The sequence below is a fragment of the Ochrobactrum sp. RH2CCR150 genome (assembly GCA_014138095.1).
GTDB lineage: Bacteria > Pseudomonadota > Alphaproteobacteria > Rhizobiales > Rhizobiaceae > Brucella > Brucella gambitense.
In genome coordinates, this window is record JACGXE010000002.1 from 687,652 (window position 1) to 706,744 (window position 19,093).

The window sequence follows — 19,093 nt, forward strand, 5'->3', positions numbered from 1 at the left end:
ATTTCCCCCTTTCGGGACCATGGATTCTTATGCCGAATACACGGTCTTGCCGGCGACTATAGTGCGGACCACGCGGCCCTGGAAGCGGGCGCTTTCAAAACAGCTGTTCTTTGAAAGCGAGTGCAGGTCTTCCTCACGCACAATCCACGGTTCATCGAGATCGACGATTGTAAGATCAGCCGAAGCACCCGGCTTGAGCGTGCCTGCATCCAGACCAAAAATCTTTGCCGGAGCGGTAGAGAGCACCTCAACCAGACGCAGCAGCGGAATGCTGTCGTTGTGATAAAGGCGAAGGGCCGCGCCCAGAAGCGTTTCCAGACCAATGGCTCCGGCTTCTGCATCCGCGAAAGGCAGGCGCTTGGTGTCCACGTCCTGCGGGTCATGGGCGGAGACGACAATATCGATTGTGCCGTTCTTGACCGCCTCGACCATGGCAAGCCGGTCCTGTTCGCTGCGCAGCGGCGGCGACAGGCGGAAGAAGGTGCGGAACTCACCAATGTCGTTTTCATTGAGCGACAGGTGATTGATCGATACGCCAGCCGTTACCTTTGCGCCAAGGTCCTTGGCGCGGCGCATGGCATCTGCCGACATGGCGCAAGAAAGCTGCGCTGCGTGATAATTGCTGTTGGTCAGCGCAGCGAGGCGCAAATCGCGCTCCAGCGGGATGACTTCGGCTTCACGCGGGCTTCCAGACAGGCCGAGCCAGCTCGCGAACAGACCCTCATTCATCACGCCGGTTGCGCCGAGATAAGGATCGCGGGTTTCGCAGGCGATGACCGCATTGAAGTCGCGGGAATAGGTCAGCGCGCGGCGCATCAGCTGCGTATTCGCAATCGTCTGGCGACCTTCGGTGAAGGCGACAGCGCCTGCATCGCGGAGCAGACCGATTTCGGTCATTTCTTCGCCGTGCAGCCCCTTAGTGATGGCAGCAGCCGGGTGCACATTGACGACGGCTGTATCGCGCGCAGTCCGCTTGACGAACTCCACCAATGCCACATCGTCGATAACCGGATCGGTATCCGGCATCATGATGATCGAGGTGACACCACCAGCTGCGGCAGCGCGGCTGGCCGATGCAATGGTTTCACGATGCTCTGCGCCCGGCTCACCTATAAACACCCGCGAGTCGACCAGACCGGGGAGAACAGCCTTGCCGTCCAGATCGATGATTTCAGCACCTTCCGGTGCGCCCTGATTGCGGGCATCCGCTCCGGCGGCAATGATCTTGCCGTCGCGGATCAGCACACTGCCGACCTCATCGAGACCACGCGACGGATCGACGATGCGCGCATTTTCAAACAGAACCGCGCTCATGCTGCTTCTCCATTGCTTGGATTACGGCGCGGATCGAGCAGTGCTTCCATCACCGCCATGCGCACGGCGACGCCCATTTCCACCTGCTGCTGGATCACACTCTGCGGGCCATCGGCGACATCGGAGGCGATTTCAACGCCACGGTTCATCGGGCCGGGATGCATCACGAGTGCATCAGGCTTGGCATGTTTCAGTTTCTCCTTATCAAGGCCGTAGAAACGGAAATATTCGCGCACGGAAGGCACGAAGGATCCGGCCATGCGCTCACGCTGCAAGCGCAGCATCATGACCACGTCGGCACCTTTCAGGCCTTCTTCCATCGAGTTGAAGACTTCAACGCTCATATCCGCCATGCCGGAAGGCAGAAGCGTGGATGGAGCGACGACGCGAACGCGTGCGCCGAGTGCATTAAGAAGCAGAATGTTGGAGCGTGCCACGCGGGAGTGGAGTACATCGCCGCAAATGGCGACAATCAGGTTTTCGATCTGGCCTTTGGCGCGACGGATTGTCAGCGCATCGAGCAGGGCCTGCGTGGGGTGTTCATGCGCGCCATCGCCCGCATTGACGACCGAGCAGCCGACTTTCTGCGCGAGCAGGGCGGCAGCACCGGCAGAGGCGTGACGGATGACCAGAATATCCGGTTGCATCGCGTTCAGCGTCATCGCCGTATCGATGAGCGTTTCGCCCTTCTTGACCGACGAATTGCCGACCGACATGTTCATCACGTCGGCACCGAGCCGTTTGCCGGCCAGTTCGAACGACGATTGCGTTCGCGTCGATGCTTCGAAGAAAAGATTGATTTGCGTGCGACCGCGCAGCACGGACTTTTTCTTCTCTGGCTGCCGGGATACGGCGATTTCCTGATCTGCAAGATCAAGAAGGCAGAGAATGTCCAGGGGCGATAGCCCCTTGATGCCAAGCAGGTGGCGGTGAGGGAAAAGCGGAGAGACCGGTTCTTTTATCATGGCAAGTCACCCGTATAGGACCATGAGGGAGGTCCCGCAACCGTCCTTATAACGGCATATGCCGATTCCCCAAGAAAAACCTGTGCCGTCCCGGCAACAAATTCGGGAAAGGGAGGCAAATTCTTAGCAAATTGGATGCAAGAGGACTAAGTTACCCCCAAACGAACAGCACGGAATGAGCTTTTGAAAACGCACGAAGTCACGAACCAGACGCCATCCATGGCAGGCACCAATGCATATCTGGCCGATCCGCTTCTGATGCAGATTGCGGCTCGTTTTCCAAAAGAGCTTCATAATGAGCTGGAACAGACGGGGCGTTTTGTGCTGTCGGCAGAAGCGCAGGATCTGGCGCGGCTGGCCAATACCGAACTGCCAAAGCTGCGCACGCATGACCGGCAGGGCAACCGGATCGATATCGTCGAATACCACCCCGCCTATCACGCGCTCATGCGCCGGTCGATCGCGCATGGCCTGCATTGCTCGATTTGGGAGGATAATCCGGCGGAAACCGGCCGTCGCCATCAGGCGCGTGCAGCGCGTTTCTATCTGACGGCGCAGCTTGAGGCAGGGCACCTTTGCCCGCTCACAATGACAAGTGCATCTCTTGCGGCAGTGATGGGCGCGCCGGATATCTACAAGGAATGGTCGCCTGCGGTTATGTCGCGCAAATACGACTTCTCGCAAAAGCCTGCGCTGAGTAAAAACGGTGTTACGCTGGGCATGGGCATGACGGAAAAGCAGGGTGGCACGGATGTGCGTACCAACACCACCCGCGCGACAGTCAATGAGGATGGCACCTATACGATCACCGGGCATAAATGGTTCATGTCTGCGCCAATGTCGGATGCATTTCTGGTTCTGGCGCAAGTTGATGAGCAGCTTTCCTGTTTTCTGGTTCCGCGCCTCACAGCGGAAGGTAAAGGCAATGGCTTTGCCTTCCAGCGTCTCAAGGACAAGCTCGGCAACAAGTCCAACGCCTCTTCGGAAGTCGAATTCGATGGCGCTATCGGCCACCTGATCGGCAGTCCGGGCGAGGGCGTGAAAACCATCATGGACATGGTGACGCTGACGCGGCTCGATTGCGCGGTTGCGTCGGCAGGACTGATGCGCTCCGGTCTGGCCGAAGCCGTGCACCATTGCCGTCATCGCGAGGTCTTCGGCAAGCCGCTGATCGAACAGCCTTTGATGAGCCGTGTTCTGGCAGACATGGCGCTGGATGTTGCGGGAGCGACCGCACTTTCCATGCGCCTTGCCCGTGCCTTCGATATGGCCGCCAGCGACCGCGCCGAGGCAGCTTTCGCCCGCTGCATGACGCCGGTGGTCAAATATTGGGTATGCAAGATTGCGCCTGCGCTGCTTTACGAAGCCATGGAGTGCCTTGGTGGCAATGGCTATATCGAAGAGGGCAATCTGGCGCGCGCCTATCGCGAAGCACCGGTCAATGCGATCTGGGAAGGCTCCGGCAATGTCATGGCGCTGGATGTGGCGCGTGTGTTGTCGCGTGCGCCCGGCCTGTTTGATGAAGTGCTGGAATGGATCGGTGGCCAGCTTGGCCCACGCGGGCAGGGCACCATCGACGTGCTACGCGCCGCTCTACAGCTCACGGAAACGGATCAGGGCGTTGCGCGTCTTCTGACGGAGCAGCTTGGCTATGCAGCCGCTGCTGCGGAATTGCGTCAGCTGGGCGCGGACGACATCGCCGACGCTTTCATCGAAACGCGCCTTGGCGGTCAGTGGCGCAGCACCTATGGCATGCTGGATGCACGTCATGACGCGCTGCGCATTCTCGACCAGCTTTATCCAGCGTCGTAATCATCGTCGGCTTCCGACCGCCTGATCAGATGCAGGCGGTCAAGCGCGCCTTGCAGGATAAACGCGGCGGCTGCCGAATCGATGCGTTCGGCCCGCTTGCCACGCGAGACGTCCATGCCAATCAGGGCGCGCTCGGCGGCAACGGTGGACAGTCTTTCGTCCCAGAACACGAAAGGCAGGTCGGTAAGCGGTTGCATGGTGCGCACGAAAGCCCGGGTCGCCTGAACGCGCGGACCGGAGGTGCCGTCCATATTCATCGGCAAGCCGATCACGATCACGCCCACTTTATCCACCGCCAGCGCCTTCAACAGCGCCTGCGCATCCAGCGTGAATTTCACCCGTTTTATGACGGGACGTGGATTCGCAAAGGAAAAGCCGAGGTCCGAAACAGCAAGCCCGATGGTCTTGGTCCCAAGATCCAATCCGGCAATCGTCTGTCCGGGCTTAAGCAGTGCCGGGATTTCTTCGATTTCAACGATAGCCATAAGTCCTCATCGGAATTTGAAGTCTCGTCATATTGCTTTCAACGTTATGGGCGTCATATCTGTTCTCAACCCGGAAATCGAGATCGAAGGAGAATCTACATGAAACTGACCTGGCTCGGCCACGCCGCCTTTCGCATTGAAACAGCACAAGCGGTCATCCTCATCGATCCGTTCCTGAACGGAAATCCCGGTGCAAAGGGCATCGACTTCAAGGAAGCGACCAAGGGCGTCACCCATATCGCATTGACCCATGGTCATGGCGACCATATCGGCGACACTGTTGCCATCGCGAAGGAACATGGCGCAACTGTCATCGCCAATGCCGATCTGGCAAGCTGGCTCAGCACGCAGGGCGTCGAGAAACTAGAGATGGGCAATACGGGCGGTACGCAGTCGCATGACAGTTTCTCGGTCACTTTTGTCAACGCGTTGCATTCCTCGGCATTTCTGACAGAAAACGGCGTCTCGCAGGCGCTCGGCAACCCGAATGGTCTGGTGTTCCATTTCGAGAACGACCCAACGCTTTATCACATGGGCGATACAGATATTTTCTCCGACATGGCGCTCATTAACGAGTTGCATCAGCCTGAAATCGGCATCGTGCCGGTTGGCGACCGATTCACCATGGGCGGTGCAGTGGCGGCGCTGGCCTGCCAGCGATACTTCAATTTCAAGACTGTACTGCCATGCCATTACGGCTCGTTCCCAATGATCGACCAGACGGCAGACAAGTTCATTGCTGGCATGGCCGACCATCCGGGCACGAAGGTTCTGGCACATCCTGCGGGCACCGTTCACAGCTTCTAAACCCCGTTGAAGTGCAAGAAATGTTGCGCTTCAACAATCGCGCCGTTATAGCCGTAGCAAAGAACCTTCAGGCTGGCGGTTCGCCGCCCTGATCTAGCATTTGCGGAGAACAGAATGTCCGTCGATATTTCCACCGTCAAACGCGTCGCGCATCTCGCGCGTATCGCCGTCAGTGAAGACGATGCCGAGCGCATGACCGGTGAACTCAATGCAATTCTGGGCTTTGTTGAGCAATTGAACGAAGTCAATGTCGATGGCGTCGAGCCGATGACCTCGGTGACGCCGATGAATATGCGTCTGCGTGACGACAAGGTGACCGATGGCGGCATCGCCGACGCTGTTGTCGCCAATGCGCCGGTCACCGAAGACAATTTCTTCGTCGTTCCCAAGGTCGTGGAGTAAATCATGGCCATTCGGGTTTCGATCGAGACCCCGTTGCAAGACGATGTGCGCGATCTGGTGGAACACCTCAACGCGCATATGTTGCCGCTGTCACCGCTGGAATTCCAGTTCAAGATGACGGTCGAGCAGATGGCAGAGCCGGACACGACGGTTTTCGTGGCGCGCGATGAAGACGGCAAGGCCGTCGGTTGCGGCGCCTTGAAGATGCATGAAGACGGCACTGGCGAACTGAAGCGCATGTTCACCCGTCCGGAAGTGCGCGGCAAACGCGTGGGTTCCGCTCTCGTTGATGCGATTGTCGGGCTGGCCAATGCGAAGAATGTTTCGCGCCTTGTGCTTGAAACCGGAACTGGCCCCGGTTTTGCCGGTGCCTGGCGGCTTTATGAGAATTCGGGTTTTACGCGCTGCGGTGTGGTTCTGGACTATCCGGACTCCGAATACAGCGCCTTTTTTGAAAAGCGTCTCGTTGAGGCGCACTGACAGGATTTGACGATGAGCGAACTGACCGCACTGACCATTGCCGAAGCGCGCGACAAGCTGAAGGCCAAGGCCATCACCGCGACCGAGCTGACCGATGCCTATCTTGCCGCTATCGACACCGCCAATGAAGCCATCAATGCCTATGTGACGGTTACGCACGATCAGGCGCGTTCCATGGCCAAGGCCTCGGATGAGCGCATTGCCAAGGGCGAAGCAGGCACGCTGGAAGGCATTCCGCTTGGCGTGAAGGATCTGTTTGCGACCAAAGGCGTGCATACGCAGGCGTGCTCGCATATTCTCGATGGCTTCAAGCCGGAATATGAATCGACCGTTACCGCCAATCTGTGGGCAGACGGCGCGGTCATGCTGGGCAAGCTCAATATGGACGAATTTGCCATGGGCTCGTCCAATGAAAGCTCCTATTACGGCCCCGTGAAGAACCCATGGCGCGCCAAGGGCTCGAATGCCGATCTCGTGCCGGGCGGTTCGTCCGGTGGTTCGGCTGCGGCCGTCGCCGCGCAGCTTTGCGCTGGCGCAACTGCAACCGATACGGGCGGCTCGATCCGCCAGCCTGCTGCGTTCACCGGTACGGTCGGTATCAAGCCGACCTATGGCCGCGTCTCGCGTTGGGGCACGGTTGCCTTCGCCTCTTCGCTCGATCAGGCTGGTCCGATTGCGCGCGACGTGCGTGACGCCGCTATCCTGCTGAAGTCCATGGCCTCGCTTGATCTAAAGGACACCACGTCGGTTGATCTGCCGGTGCCGGATTACGAAGCAGCCATCGGCAAGTCACTGAAAGGCATCAAGATCGGTATTCCGCGGGAATATCGCGTCGATGGCATGCCGGGCGAAATCGAAGAATTGTGGCAGAAGGGCATTCAGTATCTGAAGGATGCCGGCGCTGAAATCGTCGATATTTCGCTGCCGCACACGAAATACGCGCTGCCTGCCTATTACATTGTCGCGCCGGCGGAAGCTTCGTCCAATCTCGCGCGTTATGATGGCGTGCGCTATGGCCTGCGCGTACCCGGCAAGGACATTGCCGACATGTATGAACAGACCCGCGCCGCCGGCTTCGGCAAGGAAGTGAAGCGCCGTATCGTCATTGGCACTTATGTGCTGTCGGCTGGCTATTACGACGCCTATTATCTGCGCGCCCAGAAAGTCCGCACGCTGATCAAGAAGGATTTTGAGGACGTTTTCGCCAAGGGCGTGCACGCAATCCTGACGCCTGCGACACCGTCGGCAGCTTTCGGCCTTGCTGACGAAGATCTCGCCAACGATCCTGTCAAGATGTACCTCAATGACATCTTCACCGTGACGGTAAACATGGCCGGTCTTCCGGGCATTGCAGTGCCTGCCGGTATTAACGAGCACGGTCTGCCGCTCGGCCTTCAGTTGATCGGTCGCCCGTTCGAGGAAGAAACGCTGTTTCAGGCAGCCCATGCCATTGAGCAGGCTGCCGGACGCTTTACCCCGGCCAAATGGTGGTAAGAGTAGATACTTCAACTCGCCGGGGCTTCCCCGGCGAATTTGTTTCCATGGCCGCTCTTGCGGTCAGGGCATGGGAAATTCCGGCCAAGATAGGTCCGTTAAGCGATCAGAATCGTGCAGAACTGGAAGCTAACTTCCTTGGTTATCTGCATGAAAATGCCGATGGCGTTCTTGTAGCGGAAGCAAACGGGAAAATCCTCGGCTGGGGCGCACGAGTTCCCGGCAGCAACTATATTGCTGATCTCTGGATCGATCCGCCTTTTCATGGGCAGGGCATCGGTGGGCGCATTATTGATGCGCTGATGGCGCAAATTCTGCTCGACGGTTTCGATGCCGCAACGATCGGCACGCATGCCGATAATCTTCCAGCAATTGGTCTCTATGAGAAAATGGGCTTTCGCATCGAGTGGCGGGGCGAAGAATCTTCTGTCAGCATGGGTCGCGCCGTCGAAAAAGTGCGAATGCGCGCCACGCTTTAACGCGCCCTCGGTTGCCGAACAGTCCGGCGCGCCTATCCTTCTAGAAACAACCAGATTTTCAGAGGAGGAGGGCCATTATGTGGATCATGCTGACGGATGTGAGTGGCGAAAAACTCGCAATCAATTTCAACCACGTTCTGTCTTACAATGCCTATGGCACCGGCACGCGCATTCTAACCATGAGCGCTGACCAAACGTTCTTCGTCAAGGAATCACTGGAAGATATTGAGTCGCGACTGGGTATCGACGCGAAAGCATAAACATCAGTCTTTTCAAATCATTGGAATATCAGGCTCAGATATGAAAAGAGCGGCGGTTGGCCGAAACCAGCGCCGCTCTATCCATGTTGAGCGTCGTCTAGATGTCGAGTTCTTCCACGAATGCGGCGCGATCCGTGATGAATCGGAAGCGGGCTTCCGGCTTGGTGCCCATCAGCTCATCGACCGTATTGCGGGTTTCATCGACATAGTCTTCATCCACCTGTACCCGCAGCAGCGTACGCTTCTTCGGGTCCATCGTGGTTTCCTTCAACTGCTCGGCGCGCATTTCACCGAGGCCTTTGAAGCGACCGATTTCAACCTTGCCGCGCCCCGTAAACATCGTGCGCATTAGCTCGTCTTTATGAGCTTCGTCACGCGCGTATGCGGTCTTTCCGCCTTGGCTCAGGCGGTAAAGCGGCGGTACGGCCAGATATAGATGGCCGTTGCGGATCAGTTCCGGCATTTCCTGATAGAAGAAGGTGATCAGCAGCGATGCGATATGCGCCCCGTCAACGTCAGCATCGGTCATGATGATCACACGGTCATAGCGCAGATCGTCTTCGCGATAATTCTTCCGCGTGCCGCTACCCAGCGCCTGAATGAGATCCGTAATCTGCTGGTTGGCGGTCAGCTTTTCACGGCCCGCACTGGCGACATTGAGAATCTTGCCTCGCAGCGGCAGGATTGCCTGCGTGGCGCGGTTACGCGCCTGCTTTGCAGAACCGCCTGCCGAGTCACCTTCGACGATGAATAGTTCCGCGCCCGCTGCCGCGTTCTGCGTGCAATCGGCCAGCTTGCCAGGCAAGCGCAGCTTGCGCGTGGCGCTCTTGCGGACGGTTTCCTTTTCTTGGCGACGGCGCAGGCGTTCTTCGGCCCGATCCACAACCCAGTCGAGCAGACGCGACGCTTCCTGCGGCGAGGCGGCAAGCCAGTGGTCAAACGGATCGCGGATTGCATTTTCCACGATGCGCTGTGCTTCCACTGTCGCCAGCTTGTCCTTGGTCTGACCCACAAATTCCGGTTCGCGGATGAACACCGACAACATGCCCGCCGCCGACACCATGACATCATCCGTCGTGATGATCGAAGCGCGCTTGTTATTGGTCAGTTCTGCATAGGCCTTGAGACCGCGTGTCAGCGCAATGCGTAGACCAGCCTCATGCGTGCCGCCGTCGGCGGTCGGAATCGTATTACAATAGGAATGAACAAAGCCGTCGCCGCCGAACCACGTGACCGCCCATTCGACAGCGCCATGTCCGCCTTGCTTCTCGGTCTTGCCGGCAAAGAGCTCGCGGGTGACCTGATGTTCCTTGCCAAGCGATGCCTGAAGATAATCCTTCAGACCACCAGGGAAGTGGAAAACGGCCTTTTCAGGCGTTTCCTTTTTCGGGTCGAGCAGCGATGGATCGCAGCTCCAGCGGATTTCAACCCCGCCGAACAGATAGGCCTTCGACCGCGCCATACGGTAAAGCCGGTGCGGATCGAAATGAGCGGCCTTGCCGAAAATATCTGGATCCGGATGAAAGCGAACGCGCGTGCCACGGCGATTGTGCACTTCGCCCGCGTCTTCCAGCCCGCCCTGCGGAATGCCGCGCGAAAAGCGCTGGCGATAGAGGCGACGGTTGCGCGCCACTTCCACTTCCAGCACGTCCGACAGCGCGTTGACCACCGAAACGCCGACGCCGTGTAGACCGCCCGATGTTTCATAGGCCTTGCCGTCAAACTTGCCGCCCGCATGTAGCTTGGTCATGATGACTTCGAGCGTGGACTTGCCCGGCACCTGCGGGTGCTCGTCAACCGGAATACCGCGCCCGTTATCCGAAACGGTGATGAAACCTTCGGCATCAAGGCTGACTTCGATGAAATTTGCGTGTCCTGCAACGGCTTCGTCCATCGAGTTATCGATGACTTCCGCGAACAGGTGATGCAGCGCCTTTTCATCGGTGCCGCCAATATACATGCCGGGGCGCAGACGTACCGGCTCCAGCCCTTCGAGAACGCGGATGGACGAGGCGTTGTAATCATCACCGCCGGAAGAAACGGGTGGTGCCTTGGTCGCGACCGGCTTCGCGGCCTGTGGGGCAGGTGCGGAAGGCAACGGCGTCGCCACAGGCGGTGCAACGGGTTGAGGCGCGGCGCTCTTTTCAGGACGCCGTTCCACCTGCCGCTCCCGGGCATTGTTCACCACTCTCGAAAAGAGATCGTTGCTGTCGTCCATCTTTACCCGATAGCTCTCTGTCAGAATTTCAGGAAGGACCATGCGGCTTGGCGGCTCGACATGGACCGAAAATACACTGTCTGCGAATCATCTGAATGATGCCATGCGCAGCCATGAAAGGCGAATGAAGTTCGCCTTACGTTCCACTTTCGCACGGCTTTATCAAAGGTTTTCGTGTGATCTCTGGTCGGTTTGCACCAGAAACAAGGCGAAAGTCAAACAAGCGACCGTTCATTCGACAAACAAGGTGGTAACGCAGTGGTCATTCGCATAGAGCGGATGAACAAGCTTCCATAACAAACGAGCGAGTGGGGAAATGCAGGGCAGCGCGGCAGGCGGCGTAGAAGCGCATGTAAAAGGCATGGCCATTATGGTCGTCTCGGTCCTGATGCTGCCGCTGATGGACGCCATCGGCAAATGGCTTGCTATGATGGACAACATGCCTCCGGCAACTGTCACCTTCATGCGCTTTTTCGTACAAAGCCTGCTGATGTTGCTCATTCTGCTTGCAGCGGGTGGAGGGGTCGCAGCACTTCGCACGCAGCACCTCGCGGGTAACCTCATCCGCGGATTCCTCATGGGCTTCGGTGGCCTGTGCTTCTTCACAGCAGTCAAATATATGCCGCTGGCCGACGCCATGGCTGTATTCTTCGCCGAGCCGCTTATTCTTACGCTGCTTTCGGCGATTTTCCTCAAGGAGAAAGTCGGCTGGCGGCGCTTCAGCGCGGTTGGCATCGGCCTCATTGGAACGATGATCGTCATTCAGCCGAGCTTCGAGATTTTCGGTGCAGTCTCGCTACTGCCGCTGGCGACGGCAGTGACATTCGCGATCTATCTGATCCTGAACCGTAAACTTGGCGCGAAGGAAAGCCCGCTCGTCATGCAGTTATATGCTGGTATCGGCGGATGGATGTTTGCAGGCTTTGCGATGCTCGTTGGCCCATCGATGGGGTTCGCAGATCTGAGCTTCGGTTTGCCGCATGGCATCCAGCCGTGGCTGCTGTTGCTGCTTCTGGGCACGATCGGCACGGTCAGCCATCTGATGGTCGTGCACGCTTTCAAGCTGGCGCCAGCCTCGATGCTGGCTCCGTTTCAATATCTTGAAATCGTGAATGCGGTTCTGGTCGGGTTGATCGTCTTTGGTGATTTTCCGACGCCGTCCAAATGGTTCGGCATCGCGATCATCATCGGCTCAGGCTTCTATGTCTTCATGCGCGAGCGAAAACTGAAGGTCGAAGCCTGACGCTTACTTTACCGCGCGCCGTCCGAATACATTTTCGAACGCCTTGCCAAGCGCCACGTCCATATCGCCCAATGTGACCGGCAAGCCGAGATCGACAAGGCTGGTGACGCCGTGCTCCGAAATACCGCAAGGCACAATGCCGCCGTAATGACCGAGATCAGGCTCCACATTGATGGCGATGCCGTGAAAGCTCACCCAGCGACGCAGGCGAATGCCGATAGCGGCAATCTTGTCCTCGCACATATCGCCATTGGCAAGGCGTGGCTTTTCAGGGCGCATAACCCAGACGCCGACGCGATCTTCGCGACGCTCGCCTTTCACGTTGAATTCGGCGAGGCTTTCAATGATCCATTGTTCCAATGCCGCCACGAAAGCGCGCACATCTTCGCGCCGGCGCTTCAGATCCAGCATCACATAGGCCACACGCTGGCCGGGACCGTGATAGGTGTACTCGCCGCCACGCCCTGTGTTGAATACTGGCAGGCTGTCGGGCGTCAGCAAATCTTCGGTCCGCGCACTCGTGCCAGCCGTATAAAGGGGAGGGTGCTCCACCAGCCAGACGAGTTCATTCGCCGTGCCCTCACGAATGGCCTGCACCCGCGCTTCCATGAAGGCGAGGGCTTCTTCGTAATCGGTAAGCCCATCCGCCACCAGCCATTCCACCGGCGGCGCAGCAGCGTCCACAGGCAGAAACTGCACATTAAGCGCGTCTCGTTGCGTCTTGGAGGAACTATCCATGAGTGGAGCAGTGTTGGTCATGATGGCAGCATATGGCGGTTTTCAGCGCCCGTTTCCAGATGTCAAAATGCCTCTGTTCATCACTGTACCGCGAGGGGCACTTCAGTCTCACACCGGTTGCGGCCCGCCTGCTTGGCCCGATAAAGCGCCTGATCGGCGGCATCGACCAGATGCGTATAGTCGGGATGACCGTTGAAGGTGGCGATGCCAATGGAAAGCGTAACCGCATCCACTGCACCATTGGTCAGGTTGAATTTCTGTTGCTGCACCAGCTCGCGCAACTCTTCACCAATTCCGTAGGCCCGGTGTTCATCGGTTTCGACAAGCGCGACCAGAAACTCTTCCCCACCATAACGGAAGACAAAATCTCCCGGACGGCAATGCGCCAGTATAGTTTCCGCGACCTGCTGCAATATGGCGTCGCCGCCGCCATGCCCATGCGTGTCGTTGATGCGTTTGAAATGGTCGATATCGACCATCAAAATGCTGAGATCGAGGCCCTTCTGCGAAGCCATGCGGATTTCGCGTGTCAGAATGGGCGGCAGGAAACGACGGTTCAAGGCGCGCGTCAGCGGATCACGGCCAGTTTCCATGGTTGCGGCGGCCTGAAACAGTTCCGCCAGCAGGAACTTTGCTTCGCCGATTCGGGTCTGAAAATCGGTCATGATAGCCGCAAGCCCGGCGGGGTCGCTTTTACGGGCTGAGCTGAGAGCAGGCAGCAATTCGTAATCGATGAGATTGACGGTCTGACGCAGGCGCTCAAGCGTCGTCGAGCCGGAAAACAGCATGTCAGCCTTGTGCTGCAGCCAGAGGCCGAAATCCGAGCTGCCGAGCGAGAGCAGGGGGCTGTCGCTGTTGCCATAAAGGTTGAACAGTAAGGACTGGCTCCACTCCATCAGGGCCGCGCGCTGCGATTCGCGCTCGAGCGGAATGTCGTGGCTCAGCGTGAAGGCGCGATAAGCTTCGTCTGTCTGGGCGCTCTTGCGCGCATCCTTGACGAAGGCCTGACTCATGATCTCAATGGCGATATCGACCGCATTGCTGACATGTACGATCAGCAGCGCCAGCGCATCGCGCTCCAGAGCACTGTTTTTCAACTGGCGAATGATTTCATTCTTCAGAAGCCGTGCGCCTTGCATGACGATGTGAATCGGCACCTGAATGCGGGCATGAACTTCGCCGATCTTGCGTTGTTCCTGCACGAAAGCAGCCACGTCGGTCGGGCGGCTTACCAAAAGATGCACAAGCCAATCGCTGAGCGAATGTTGCAGACGGTCTTGGACGATGGTCTGGGACAGAAAGGCTGCGGCTTCACGGTTTTGCATCAGGCGCTCGTAGAAAATTCCTACGAAGCTCTGCTTGTGCTGTTCAACCAACGCCGACAAAAGCCGGGACTGGTCCTCGGAAAGGTTGGAAACCAGCTCCACCCATTCCTCTTCCGTCGCACCAAGGCCCGTTTGAGAACCCCACCGCGTTGTATCATTCAACAAGGCCGCACCACCCATATCCAAAATCCCGCAATAAGCTGCCTGTGCCAGCAACCATCGATGACCAGTCGGCAACCGTTAGAAATTGGGAGCAAGATTCAGCAGCTTTCCGTTGGCTCTATAAGGTGTGTCGAGCGGAACTCAATGCTTTATGTGGTCGCTGTGCGAATTTTGGAATCTGTGGCTATTTCGGCAACTGGTGGTGTGATTCTGACCCAGAAATGCCAGTCAAGCCGCGGCTCCATTGGTGTTGCGCATAAAATTAGCTGGATTCCCGGTTCCACATTTCATCGTAACTTACTGAAATATATTATTATATTCTGGCAAGGCTTGAAATTCACCACTGTTGCGAACCATATTCAGGGTGCATTCATGTGGGAGACTTCATGATGCATGCACCTGAAAAGGAGAAGCATAATGAAGAGCAACTTCACAAGTTTTTGGTCTGGCAAGGCTTTGCTGGCCGGAACGATTGGCGCGACATTTCTGATCGGCGCCATCGCACCCGCATCGGCTGCACCGCTCATGCCATCGGCACCGGCTGCCGCCAACGAGAACATCCAGCAGGTACGCGACCACTGGAGAGGCCGCGGCGGACATTGGAACGGTTACCGTCCCGGACCACGTCCGGGCTGGCACGGCGGTGGTTACCGCCCGGGTCCTGGCTATTGGAACGGCCATCGCGGCTATCACGGTTATCGCCATGGCTATCGCCGCCACAGCGACGGCTGGTGGTATCCGCTGGCAGCCTTCGGTGCAGGCGCGATCATCGGCGGTGCTATCGCTGCTCCGCCACCACCGCCTCCGCCGGTCTATCGTGCACCGGTTTATAATAGTGGCTCGCATATTCAGTGGTGCTACGACCGCTATCGGTCCTATCGCAGCTCGGACAATACGTTCCAGCCTTATAACGGTCCGCGCCAGCAGTGCTATTCGCCGTATCGTTGATAGATTCGGCCTGAAAGAACGTAAAGCCGCCTTTCGGGGCGGCTTTTCTTTTGCAAAAAGGAGCTAAAAACCATCAGCTTGCGCTGATTAAGGCCGGTCTCATTTCGGTCTGGCGCTGTATTAGCTCCAGTTGACATGTTTTTTTGAATTTATGTTGGAGAAACGTGATTTTATGGTGTTGACCATTCGAAAACTCGCCCTTATGTTCCGCCGCACTTCCAGGGACGATTTGTTCCTCGGGGAGCGCGTAGCTCAGCCGGTAGAGCAACTGACTTTTAATCAGTAGGTCCAGGGTTCGAATCCCTGCGCGCTCACCAAAAAAGTTCAACAATATTAGATGTTTACGACTGATGCGGCTTAATTGACCGTGTGCCGTAGATATTCAGGAATTTCCAAGAAAATCAGGCATTTTCAGGATTGCGCGGGGAATCGACGGCACACGATTTGACACATGGCACACGATTTACGCTGCGTGCTCTGCCTCTAAGCCTTCCATCCATTTTTTTAGACTGGACCTGCGAGCAGCGACTGTACCGCCAAGTTTGAAGCTAGGCATAATTTTATCGTAGACGAGCCGATAAGCCTGGCGCCTGGTGACGCCCAGATACTTGGCGATTGGCTCGACGCCCATTAGCAGATCTGCTTCGTTGTCGTTTTCGTGGTGCATGTTGATTCCCTCTTTTTTTGATTCGTTCATTCGGAACCGCCTTTCAGTGCTTGGCGACCGGCTTCGGTGATGCGCCATGAACGCTTGAGGATTGTTGTTTCCCCGGTAAACTGACGCCAAATAGCGCCGACCAATCCCTTGCTTTCGAGGATGGCAATCGTTTGCGGTCTAATTCCAAGGTCACGCCAGAACCTGCCGGATTTCCCACAGCTATCAGCAATCTGTTTCAAAGCGTGGGTTTGCTGTTCTGTCAGCTTCATTCTGCCTGCTCCCCAAGTACGGATGCAGCGAGCATTTCCTTCCAGATAACGCCGCAAGCTTGTGTGCCAGCCATATGTGTCATCGCGCCCTCGATCTTCATTCGGTCACTCGGCTCCTGCAGAGCGGCGAGGATGGTGGAGAGGATGCGTTGTGACGTTTCCTGAAGGGTCCAGGCGTACAGATTGCCATCCAAGATAAGTTCCTTCACTTCCTCAATCAGTTCGGCGCGTTCCTTACTCGGCATGGCTGGCCTCCTTGTCTGAGTGCGACCTAAAAGCTTCTTCATCACGCCATCCAGATGACCATTGCCAATATTTGGCGCTGCCTTTCGGATAAGGGTTCTGATCCCGCGCGGTGCCTTGTCGATAAGCTTTACGGCCTTCCTCAGCTTTGTTGTCGAAGTAGCTCATAGCGTGACGGTCTCCTTTGCGCGCAAGAGGGCGATGCACGGGTTTAAACCGGCGAATGCATCACGGATTTTCTGTTTGGTTGCCGCAATATTCACGTTGTGAGCGTCTTCCCTGTCAGGCGCGTCTAGCTTGGAGAGACGAAAAATGAGGTCGGTCATGCTGCTTCTCCCAATATAGGAAGGGTTAATAGGCCAAGGCCGTTCTTAGCTGCCGAAATGAGCGCCTGAACGCCTTGATCGCCGGACGCAAAAAGGGTTGTTCCGGTGGATGGAGAACCACCGATACTGCCGTCTGGGCGAATGAATTTTATTTTTCCTGATACGAACAAAATGGCATCTGCGCTTCTTGCAGCCTTCTGCCACCATGGTGCACTAGATCTATCTGGAGTTAGCGCTACGCCATTACCGTGTCGGAAGAACGCATCCAGCCACGGTTCAAGTCCGTTTCGCCCTCCGAATGGAGGGTTCATCCAGACAAAACCAGTCCAGAACGGCGCAAGTTTCAGTCCGTCATCCTCCTGATCCAACCATACCTTACAGGGGACGTCTTTACGCAGGAATGGCGAGGCTACATCCAGATCGAACACGCAATCTAACGCATCAAAAATGTACTTAGGCGTGTACCACTCATCAGAAGCGCCGAGTGTTTCCCAAAAACTCATTTATGACCCTCCGTCTTGAACAGAGCGTCACGAATGGACTTGGCGCGGCTCTTTAAATGATAAGCAACATCATCAACAAGCCCTGACACTTCACAGGCTTCACGCTCGCAATTCAGCGCGGCTTCATTTTTTCCTTTTTCCCATCCACTACGAAATGCAACTTCGACATCAGTCTTTAAAACTGACTTCGTATCAAATTTCCCATCCAAAACACCATCCAGCACCGTGCGGGCTGTGTGAACGGCCTCCTTCATAAAATCATCAAGAGGAAATCTACGACGCGAAAGCGGAGTGTCGTAACAACCCATCAGGTTTTGCAGAGCTTCAAGGGCCTCCGTTAGCTTGGCTTCGATGGCTATTACCTGTTGGATAAGTTTTTCGTTCCTTGAACTTTCGGCTTCCGGGTTTCCGAGAACAAGTCGCGCATCTTCTACAGCACGGAAATGTTCGGGGCTTTCAATCGGATGCGAGATGATGCTGAGGATCATTGCATCCTTCGCCGCGTTGTCGGCTTCGAGTTCTGCGATCAGACAGTCTTTAGTATGGCATTCATTGACAGCGCTGATTAACAGTTCGTCGGCGCGATTGTGTGTCGCACGCTCATTATTTGCATCTTCATTGCATCTGTATTTTGCTTGGTATGCATATTGAAGGCGGTTCTCCAACTCGTTAATCCTAGCGTCCTTCGCCGCCAATAGCTCCTCAGCCTGCTCGACCAGCATGACCGGGGTTCTGAAGTCACCGCCAGCTTTAGGAATGATTACAGCTTTGCTGACAGCATCTTCCATCAGAAGCCCAATCGTGCCTCTGTGTGCGTAGCCAATCGTCACCAGTCCCGTATCTGTAGCTGCAGGCGCGGGGCGGGTGTTCCAGCGCTTAGATGCGTCCTCGTATGCTTCCTCTTGGGTCTCATACTTGAACTCGCTCATCGGGCCGATCATGTCGTCGCAATCAATACATTTAATGTGTGCGATCCAGCCTTCTATGTCGGCATAGTAAGTTTCGAGATTGCTACCCACGCAAAACGGGCACGGCTTCAGTTCACTCGCCATGACGGTCGCCTCCTGATGGGTGGGTGGCAGAAGTCCATGCGTCACGATCAAGGATGCGCTGCAACCGTTGGGCTTTACGTGCCAATTCTTCGGCATCGTTCGTAAGGTCGTAAATCTCCTGCTGTATTCTCGATCTTTGCGCTTGCGTCAGCTTGCTCATTCCGCGCCCTCCGAAGTTGGTGCAGAGGGGAGGATTTCGGCGACGTGATTGCGTAATTGCAGCAGCGCCGTGAAGCCTTCTGCCGATGTTTCAGGGAAAAGTTTGCACCTGTCGTAAAGCTCTCCGGCCTTCTGCAACCACCCATCCCCCTCAACCTTACCGGCGTCGGCATGATCCGGGGAGGATAGGGCGCGGATGGCAGCGGCGTGTAGACGGTGGAAATGCGCAATCAACTTGAACGGGACGCCATCGAGTGCACCGTTACGGGTTGAATAATACTCGGCTTCCTTGTCGTGGTATCGCGCCGCTTCATCCAGTCCCAACTCACGCGCGGCGGATGGCTGTGCGATGAAGGCGGCTTGCAGAGCTTCCCGTGCGATGCCGCTCGGCAATATGTATCGCTTCAGGCGAAGATACGCCTGCATAGCGCCTATTGCCTTTTCACTCGCCTCCATCACACCGCCCTCCGCTGCCGACGGCGATTGTCGTTGGCCGGATTACGACGCTGGCGCGGAGCGCCATAACGGAACCGAACGCCGGTAATGCGCGCCAGCTCGAAGGCGGTGTCTCGCAGCGTTTCGGCCTCAGTGTGATAACCAAGCGCGCGCACTGCCTTTGAAATCGACAGGACCTGCGCGGCGGTCGTGCCTTGCTGCTGGAATTCGGCGGCAGTCAGGGTGGGTCTGTGGATTGCAGACATAGGTGTCTCCTCGTGTTGGTGGGTGCAAAAAGCCGTGGCGCCAGATGCGC

General features: G+C 56.8%; 26 protein-coding genes and 1 tRNA gene. 11 read left to right on the forward strand and 16 right to left on the reverse strand.

All coding sequences use genetic code 11. The features are described 5' to 3' along the window. Positions 1-27: 27 nt before the first annotated feature. Together FHW03_RS06845 and FHW03_RS06850 are read right to left on the reverse strand one after the other, a co-directional pair. Positions 28-1,314 carry a dihydroorotase gene (locus FHW03_RS06845; RefSeq protein WP_182519931.1) on the reverse strand — a complete coding sequence of 429 codons (1,287 nt, stop codon included), beginning with the start codon at positions 1,312-1,314 and terminating at the stop codon, positions 28-30. Further along, complete coding sequence (locus FHW03_RS06850; protein WP_182519932.1) at positions 1,311-2,279, reverse strand: aspartate carbamoyltransferase catalytic subunit; 969 nt, start codon at positions 2,277-2,279, stop codon at positions 1,311-1,313. The genes FHW03_RS06845 and FHW03_RS06850 overlap by 4 nt, the downstream gene beginning before the upstream one ends. Before the next feature lie 183 nt (positions 2,280-2,462). Between FHW03_RS06850 and FHW03_RS06855 the strand changes: the two genes are divergently transcribed. Then, positions 2,463-4,091: an acyl-CoA dehydrogenase family protein gene (locus tag FHW03_RS06855; RefSeq protein ID WP_182519933.1), complete on the forward strand. Its 1,629-nt coding sequence runs from the start codon at positions 2,463-2,465 to the stop codon at positions 4,089-4,091. Here the strand turns inward: FHW03_RS06855 and ruvX are convergent. Further along, positions 4,076-4,576, reverse strand: a complete 501-nt coding sequence (gene ruvX, locus FHW03_RS06860; RefSeq protein ID WP_182519934.1) for a Holliday junction resolvase RuvX — start codon at positions 4,574-4,576, stop codon at positions 4,076-4,078. The two genes, FHW03_RS06855 and ruvX, sit on opposite strands and share 16 nt — an antisense overlap. 99 nt (positions 4,577-4,675) lie before the next feature. Between ruvX and FHW03_RS06865 the strand changes: the two genes are divergently transcribed. The 6 genes from FHW03_RS06865 to FHW03_RS06890 all read left to right on the forward strand — a co-directional run bounded on the left by FHW03_RS06865 (position 4,676) and on the right by FHW03_RS06890 (position 8,498). Further along, a complete protein-coding gene (locus FHW03_RS06865; protein ID WP_182519935.1) occupies positions 4,676-5,383 on the forward strand; it encodes a metal-dependent hydrolase in 708 nt (235 codons plus the stop codon). 114 nt (positions 5,384-5,497) lie between these two features. Further along, on the forward strand, positions 5,498-5,785 hold the full coding sequence (gene gatC / locus FHW03_RS06870; protein WP_078336964.1) for an Asp-tRNA(Asn)/Glu-tRNA(Gln) amidotransferase subunit GatC: 288 nt from the start codon (positions 5,498-5,500) through the stop codon (positions 5,783-5,785). A gap of 3 nt (positions 5,786-5,788) precedes the next feature. Beyond that, positions 5,789-6,265: a GNAT family N-acetyltransferase gene (locus tag FHW03_RS06875; protein WP_182519936.1), complete on the forward strand. Its 477-nt coding sequence runs from the start codon at positions 5,789-5,791 to the stop codon at positions 6,263-6,265. Between the two features lie 12 nt (positions 6,266-6,277). Beyond that, on the forward strand, positions 6,278-7,759 hold the full coding sequence (gatA, locus tag FHW03_RS06880) for an Asp-tRNA(Asn)/Glu-tRNA(Gln) amidotransferase subunit GatA (protein ID WP_182519937.1): 1,482 nt from the start codon (positions 6,278-6,280) through the stop codon (positions 7,757-7,759). A 47-nt stretch (positions 7,760-7,806) separates the two neighbouring features. Next, entirely contained in the window at positions 7,807-8,238 is a 432-nt protein-coding gene (locus FHW03_RS06885) for a GNAT family N-acetyltransferase (RefSeq protein ID WP_377514294.1), read from the forward strand. Positions 8,239-8,315: 77 nt separating this feature from the next. Beyond that, entirely contained in the window at positions 8,316-8,498 is a 183-nt protein-coding gene (locus FHW03_RS06890) for a hypothetical protein (protein WP_078336968.1), read from the forward strand. 97 nt (positions 8,499-8,595) lie between these two features. Here FHW03_RS06890 and parE read toward each other — a convergent pair whose 3' ends face one another. Beyond that, positions 8,596-10,716 (reverse strand): DNA topoisomerase IV subunit B, encoded by a 2,121-nt coding sequence (gene parE, locus FHW03_RS06895; RefSeq protein ID WP_182520074.1) that lies wholly within the window; start codon positions 10,714-10,716, stop codon positions 8,596-8,598. A gap of 316 nt (positions 10,717-11,032) precedes the next feature. On the opposite strand from parE, the gene FHW03_RS06900 reads away from it, so the two are divergent. Then, entirely contained in the window at positions 11,033-11,959 is a 927-nt protein-coding gene (locus FHW03_RS06900; RefSeq protein ID WP_182519939.1) for an EamA family transporter, read from the forward strand. 3 nt (positions 11,960-11,962) lie between these two features. On the opposite strand, the gene lipB is transcribed toward FHW03_RS06900, so the two are convergent. Both lipB and FHW03_RS06910 read right to left on the reverse strand, forming a co-directional pair. Next, positions 11,963-12,697: a lipoyl(octanoyl) transferase LipB gene (gene lipB, locus FHW03_RS06905; protein ID WP_377514370.1), complete on the reverse strand. Its 735-nt coding sequence runs from the start codon at positions 12,695-12,697 to the stop codon at positions 11,963-11,965. An 80-nt stretch (positions 12,698-12,777) separates the two neighbouring features. Further along, entirely contained in the window at positions 12,778-14,202 is a 1,425-nt protein-coding gene (locus FHW03_RS06910) for a GGDEF domain-containing protein (RefSeq protein ID WP_182519941.1), read from the reverse strand. 42 nt (positions 14,203-14,244) lie between these two features. Between FHW03_RS06910 and FHW03_RS06915 the strand changes: the two genes are divergently transcribed. The 3 genes from FHW03_RS06915 to FHW03_RS06925 all read left to right on the forward strand — a co-directional run bounded on the left by FHW03_RS06915 (position 14,245) and on the right by FHW03_RS06925 (position 15,449). Next, positions 14,245-14,574, forward strand: a complete 330-nt coding sequence (locus FHW03_RS06915) for a hypothetical protein (RefSeq protein WP_182519942.1) — start codon at positions 14,245-14,247, stop codon at positions 14,572-14,574. Between the two features lie 27 nt (positions 14,575-14,601). Further along, on the forward strand, positions 14,602-15,132 hold the full coding sequence (locus FHW03_RS06920) for a BA14K family protein (protein ID WP_182519943.1): 531 nt from the start codon (positions 14,602-14,604) through the stop codon (positions 15,130-15,132). Positions 15,133-15,373: 241 nt separating this feature from the next. Beyond that, positions 15,374-15,449, forward strand: a tRNA-Lys gene (locus FHW03_RS06925). A gap of 146 nt (positions 15,450-15,595) precedes the next feature. On the opposite strand, the gene FHW03_RS06930 is transcribed toward FHW03_RS06925, so the two are convergent. The 10 genes from FHW03_RS06930 to FHW03_RS06975 are packed head-to-tail and all read right to left on the reverse strand — an operon-like array spanning position 15,596 to position 19,043. Next, complete coding sequence (locus FHW03_RS06930; protein ID WP_377514297.1) at positions 15,596-15,829, reverse strand: helix-turn-helix domain-containing protein; 234 nt, start codon at positions 15,827-15,829, stop codon at positions 15,596-15,598. Next, entirely contained in the window at positions 15,826-16,059 is a 234-nt protein-coding gene (locus FHW03_RS06935; RefSeq protein ID WP_182519944.1) for a hypothetical protein, read from the reverse strand. The genes FHW03_RS06930 and FHW03_RS06935 overlap by 4 nt, the downstream gene beginning before the upstream one ends. Further along, complete coding sequence (locus tag FHW03_RS06940; protein ID WP_182519945.1) at positions 16,056-16,304, reverse strand: hypothetical protein; 249 nt, start codon at positions 16,302-16,304, stop codon at positions 16,056-16,058. Before FHW03_RS06940 ends, FHW03_RS06935 begins: the two co-directional genes overlap by 4 nt. Further along, positions 16,294-16,470 carry a hypothetical protein gene (locus FHW03_RS06945; RefSeq protein WP_182519946.1) on the reverse strand — a complete coding sequence of 59 codons (177 nt, stop codon included), beginning with the start codon at positions 16,468-16,470 and terminating at the stop codon, positions 16,294-16,296. The genes FHW03_RS06940 and FHW03_RS06945 overlap by 11 nt, the downstream gene beginning before the upstream one ends. After that, positions 16,467-16,628 carry a hypothetical protein gene (locus FHW03_RS06950; protein WP_182519947.1) on the reverse strand — a complete coding sequence of 54 codons (162 nt, stop codon included), beginning with the start codon at positions 16,626-16,628 and terminating at the stop codon, positions 16,467-16,469. The genes FHW03_RS06945 and FHW03_RS06950 overlap by 4 nt, the downstream gene beginning before the upstream one ends. After that, entirely contained in the window at positions 16,625-17,131 is a 507-nt protein-coding gene (locus tag FHW03_RS06955; RefSeq protein WP_182519948.1) for a DNA N-6-adenine-methyltransferase, read from the reverse strand. The genes FHW03_RS06950 and FHW03_RS06955 overlap by 4 nt, the downstream gene beginning before the upstream one ends. After that, a complete protein-coding gene (locus FHW03_RS06960) occupies positions 17,128-18,183 on the reverse strand; it encodes a Lar family restriction alleviation protein (RefSeq protein ID WP_182519949.1) in 1,056 nt (351 codons plus the stop codon). The genes FHW03_RS06955 and FHW03_RS06960 overlap by 4 nt, the downstream gene beginning before the upstream one ends. Beyond that, positions 18,173-18,343, reverse strand: a complete 171-nt coding sequence (locus FHW03_RS06965; RefSeq protein ID WP_182519950.1) for a hypothetical protein — start codon at positions 18,341-18,343, stop codon at positions 18,173-18,175. Before FHW03_RS06965 ends, FHW03_RS06960 begins: the two co-directional genes overlap by 11 nt. Beyond that, positions 18,340-18,798, reverse strand: coding sequence for a hypothetical protein (locus FHW03_RS06970; protein WP_182520079.1), 459 nt, complete (start codon positions 18,796-18,798; stop codon positions 18,340-18,342). Before FHW03_RS06970 ends, FHW03_RS06965 begins: the two co-directional genes overlap by 4 nt. Continuing rightward, on the reverse strand, positions 18,798-19,043 hold the full coding sequence (locus FHW03_RS06975) for a hypothetical protein (RefSeq protein WP_182520080.1): 246 nt from the start codon (positions 19,041-19,043) through the stop codon (positions 18,798-18,800). Before FHW03_RS06975 ends, FHW03_RS06970 begins: the two co-directional genes overlap by 1 nt. Positions 19,044-19,093 lie beyond the last annotated feature (50 nt).

What these genes read in the sequence shown, in the direction of transcription:
- FHW03_RS06845 (WP_182519931.1), bottom strand. Translation starts at nt 1,314, where the DNA reads ATGAGCGCGGTTCTGTTTGAAAATGCGCGCATCGTCGATCCGTCGCGT.
- FHW03_RS06850 (WP_182519932.1), bottom strand. Translation starts at nt 2,279, where the DNA reads ATGATAAAAGAACCGGTCTCTCCGCTTTTCCCTCACCGCCACCTGCTT.
- ruvX (WP_182519934.1), bottom strand. Translation starts at nt 4,576, where the DNA reads ATGGCTATCGTTGAAATCGAAGAAATCCCGGCACTGCTTAAGCCCGGA.
- FHW03_RS06865 (WP_182519935.1), top strand. Translation starts at nt 4,676, where the DNA reads ATGAAACTGACCTGGCTCGGCCACGCCGCCTTTCGCATTGAAACAGCA.
- gatC (WP_078336964.1), top strand. Translation starts at nt 5,498, where the DNA reads ATGTCCGTCGATATTTCCACCGTCAAACGCGTCGCGCATCTCGCGCGT.
- FHW03_RS06875 (WP_182519936.1), top strand. Translation starts at nt 5,789, where the DNA reads ATGGCCATTCGGGTTTCGATCGAGACCCCGTTGCAAGACGATGTGCGC.
- gatA (WP_182519937.1), top strand. Translation starts at nt 6,278, where the DNA reads ATGAGCGAACTGACCGCACTGACCATTGCCGAAGCGCGCGACAAGCTG.
- FHW03_RS06885 (WP_377514294.1), top strand. Translation starts at nt 7,807, where the DNA reads ATGGCCGCTCTTGCGGTCAGGGCATGGGAAATTCCGGCCAAGATAGGT.
- FHW03_RS06890 (WP_078336968.1), top strand. Translation starts at nt 8,316, where the DNA reads ATGTGGATCATGCTGACGGATGTGAGTGGCGAAAAACTCGCAATCAAT.
- parE (WP_182520074.1), bottom strand. Translation starts at nt 10,716, where the DNA reads ATGGACGACAGCAACGATCTCTTTTCGAGAGTGGTGAACAATGCCCGG.
- FHW03_RS06900 (WP_182519939.1), top strand. Translation starts at nt 11,033, where the DNA reads ATGCAGGGCAGCGCGGCAGGCGGCGTAGAAGCGCATGTAAAAGGCATG.
- lipB (WP_377514370.1), bottom strand. Translation starts at nt 12,697, where the DNA reads ATGGATAGTTCCTCCAAGACGCAACGAGACGCGCTTAATGTGCAGTTT.
- FHW03_RS06910 (WP_182519941.1), bottom strand. Translation starts at nt 14,202, where the DNA reads ATGGGTGGTGCGGCCTTGTTGAATGATACAACGCGGTGGGGTTCTCAA.
- FHW03_RS06915 (WP_182519942.1), top strand. Translation starts at nt 14,245, where the DNA reads ATGACCAGTCGGCAACCGTTAGAAATTGGGAGCAAGATTCAGCAGCTT.
- FHW03_RS06920 (WP_182519943.1), top strand. Translation starts at nt 14,602, where the DNA reads ATGAAGAGCAACTTCACAAGTTTTTGGTCTGGCAAGGCTTTGCTGGCC.
- FHW03_RS06930 (WP_377514297.1), bottom strand. Translation starts at nt 15,829, where the DNA reads ATGAACGAATCAAAAAAAGAGGGAATCAACATGCACCACGAAAACGAC.
- FHW03_RS06935 (WP_182519944.1), bottom strand. Translation starts at nt 16,059, where the DNA reads ATGAAGCTGACAGAACAGCAAACCCACGCTTTGAAACAGATTGCTGAT.
- FHW03_RS06940 (WP_182519945.1), bottom strand. Translation starts at nt 16,304, where the DNA reads ATGCCGAGTAAGGAACGCGCCGAACTGATTGAGGAAGTGAAGGAACTT.
- FHW03_RS06945 (WP_182519946.1), bottom strand. Translation starts at nt 16,470, where the DNA reads ATGAGCTACTTCGACAACAAAGCTGAGGAAGGCCGTAAAGCTTATCGA.
- FHW03_RS06950 (WP_182519947.1), bottom strand. Translation starts at nt 16,628, where the DNA reads ATGACCGACCTCATTTTTCGTCTCTCCAAGCTAGACGCGCCTGACAGG.
- FHW03_RS06955 (WP_182519948.1), bottom strand. Translation starts at nt 17,131, where the DNA reads ATGAGTTTTTGGGAAACACTCGGCGCTTCTGATGAGTGGTACACGCCT.
- FHW03_RS06960 (WP_182519949.1), bottom strand. Translation starts at nt 18,183, where the DNA reads ATGGCGAGTGAACTGAAGCCGTGCCCGTTTTGCGTGGGTAGCAATCTC.
- FHW03_RS06965 (WP_182519950.1), bottom strand. Translation starts at nt 18,343, where the DNA reads ATGAGCAAGCTGACGCAAGCGCAAAGATCGAGAATACAGCAGGAGATT.
- FHW03_RS06970 (WP_182520079.1), bottom strand. Translation starts at nt 18,798, where the DNA reads ATGGAGGCGAGTGAAAAGGCAATAGGCGCTATGCAGGCGTATCTTCGC.
- FHW03_RS06975 (WP_182520080.1), bottom strand. Translation starts at nt 19,043, where the DNA reads ATGTCTGCAATCCACAGACCCACCCTGACTGCCGCCGAATTCCAGCAG.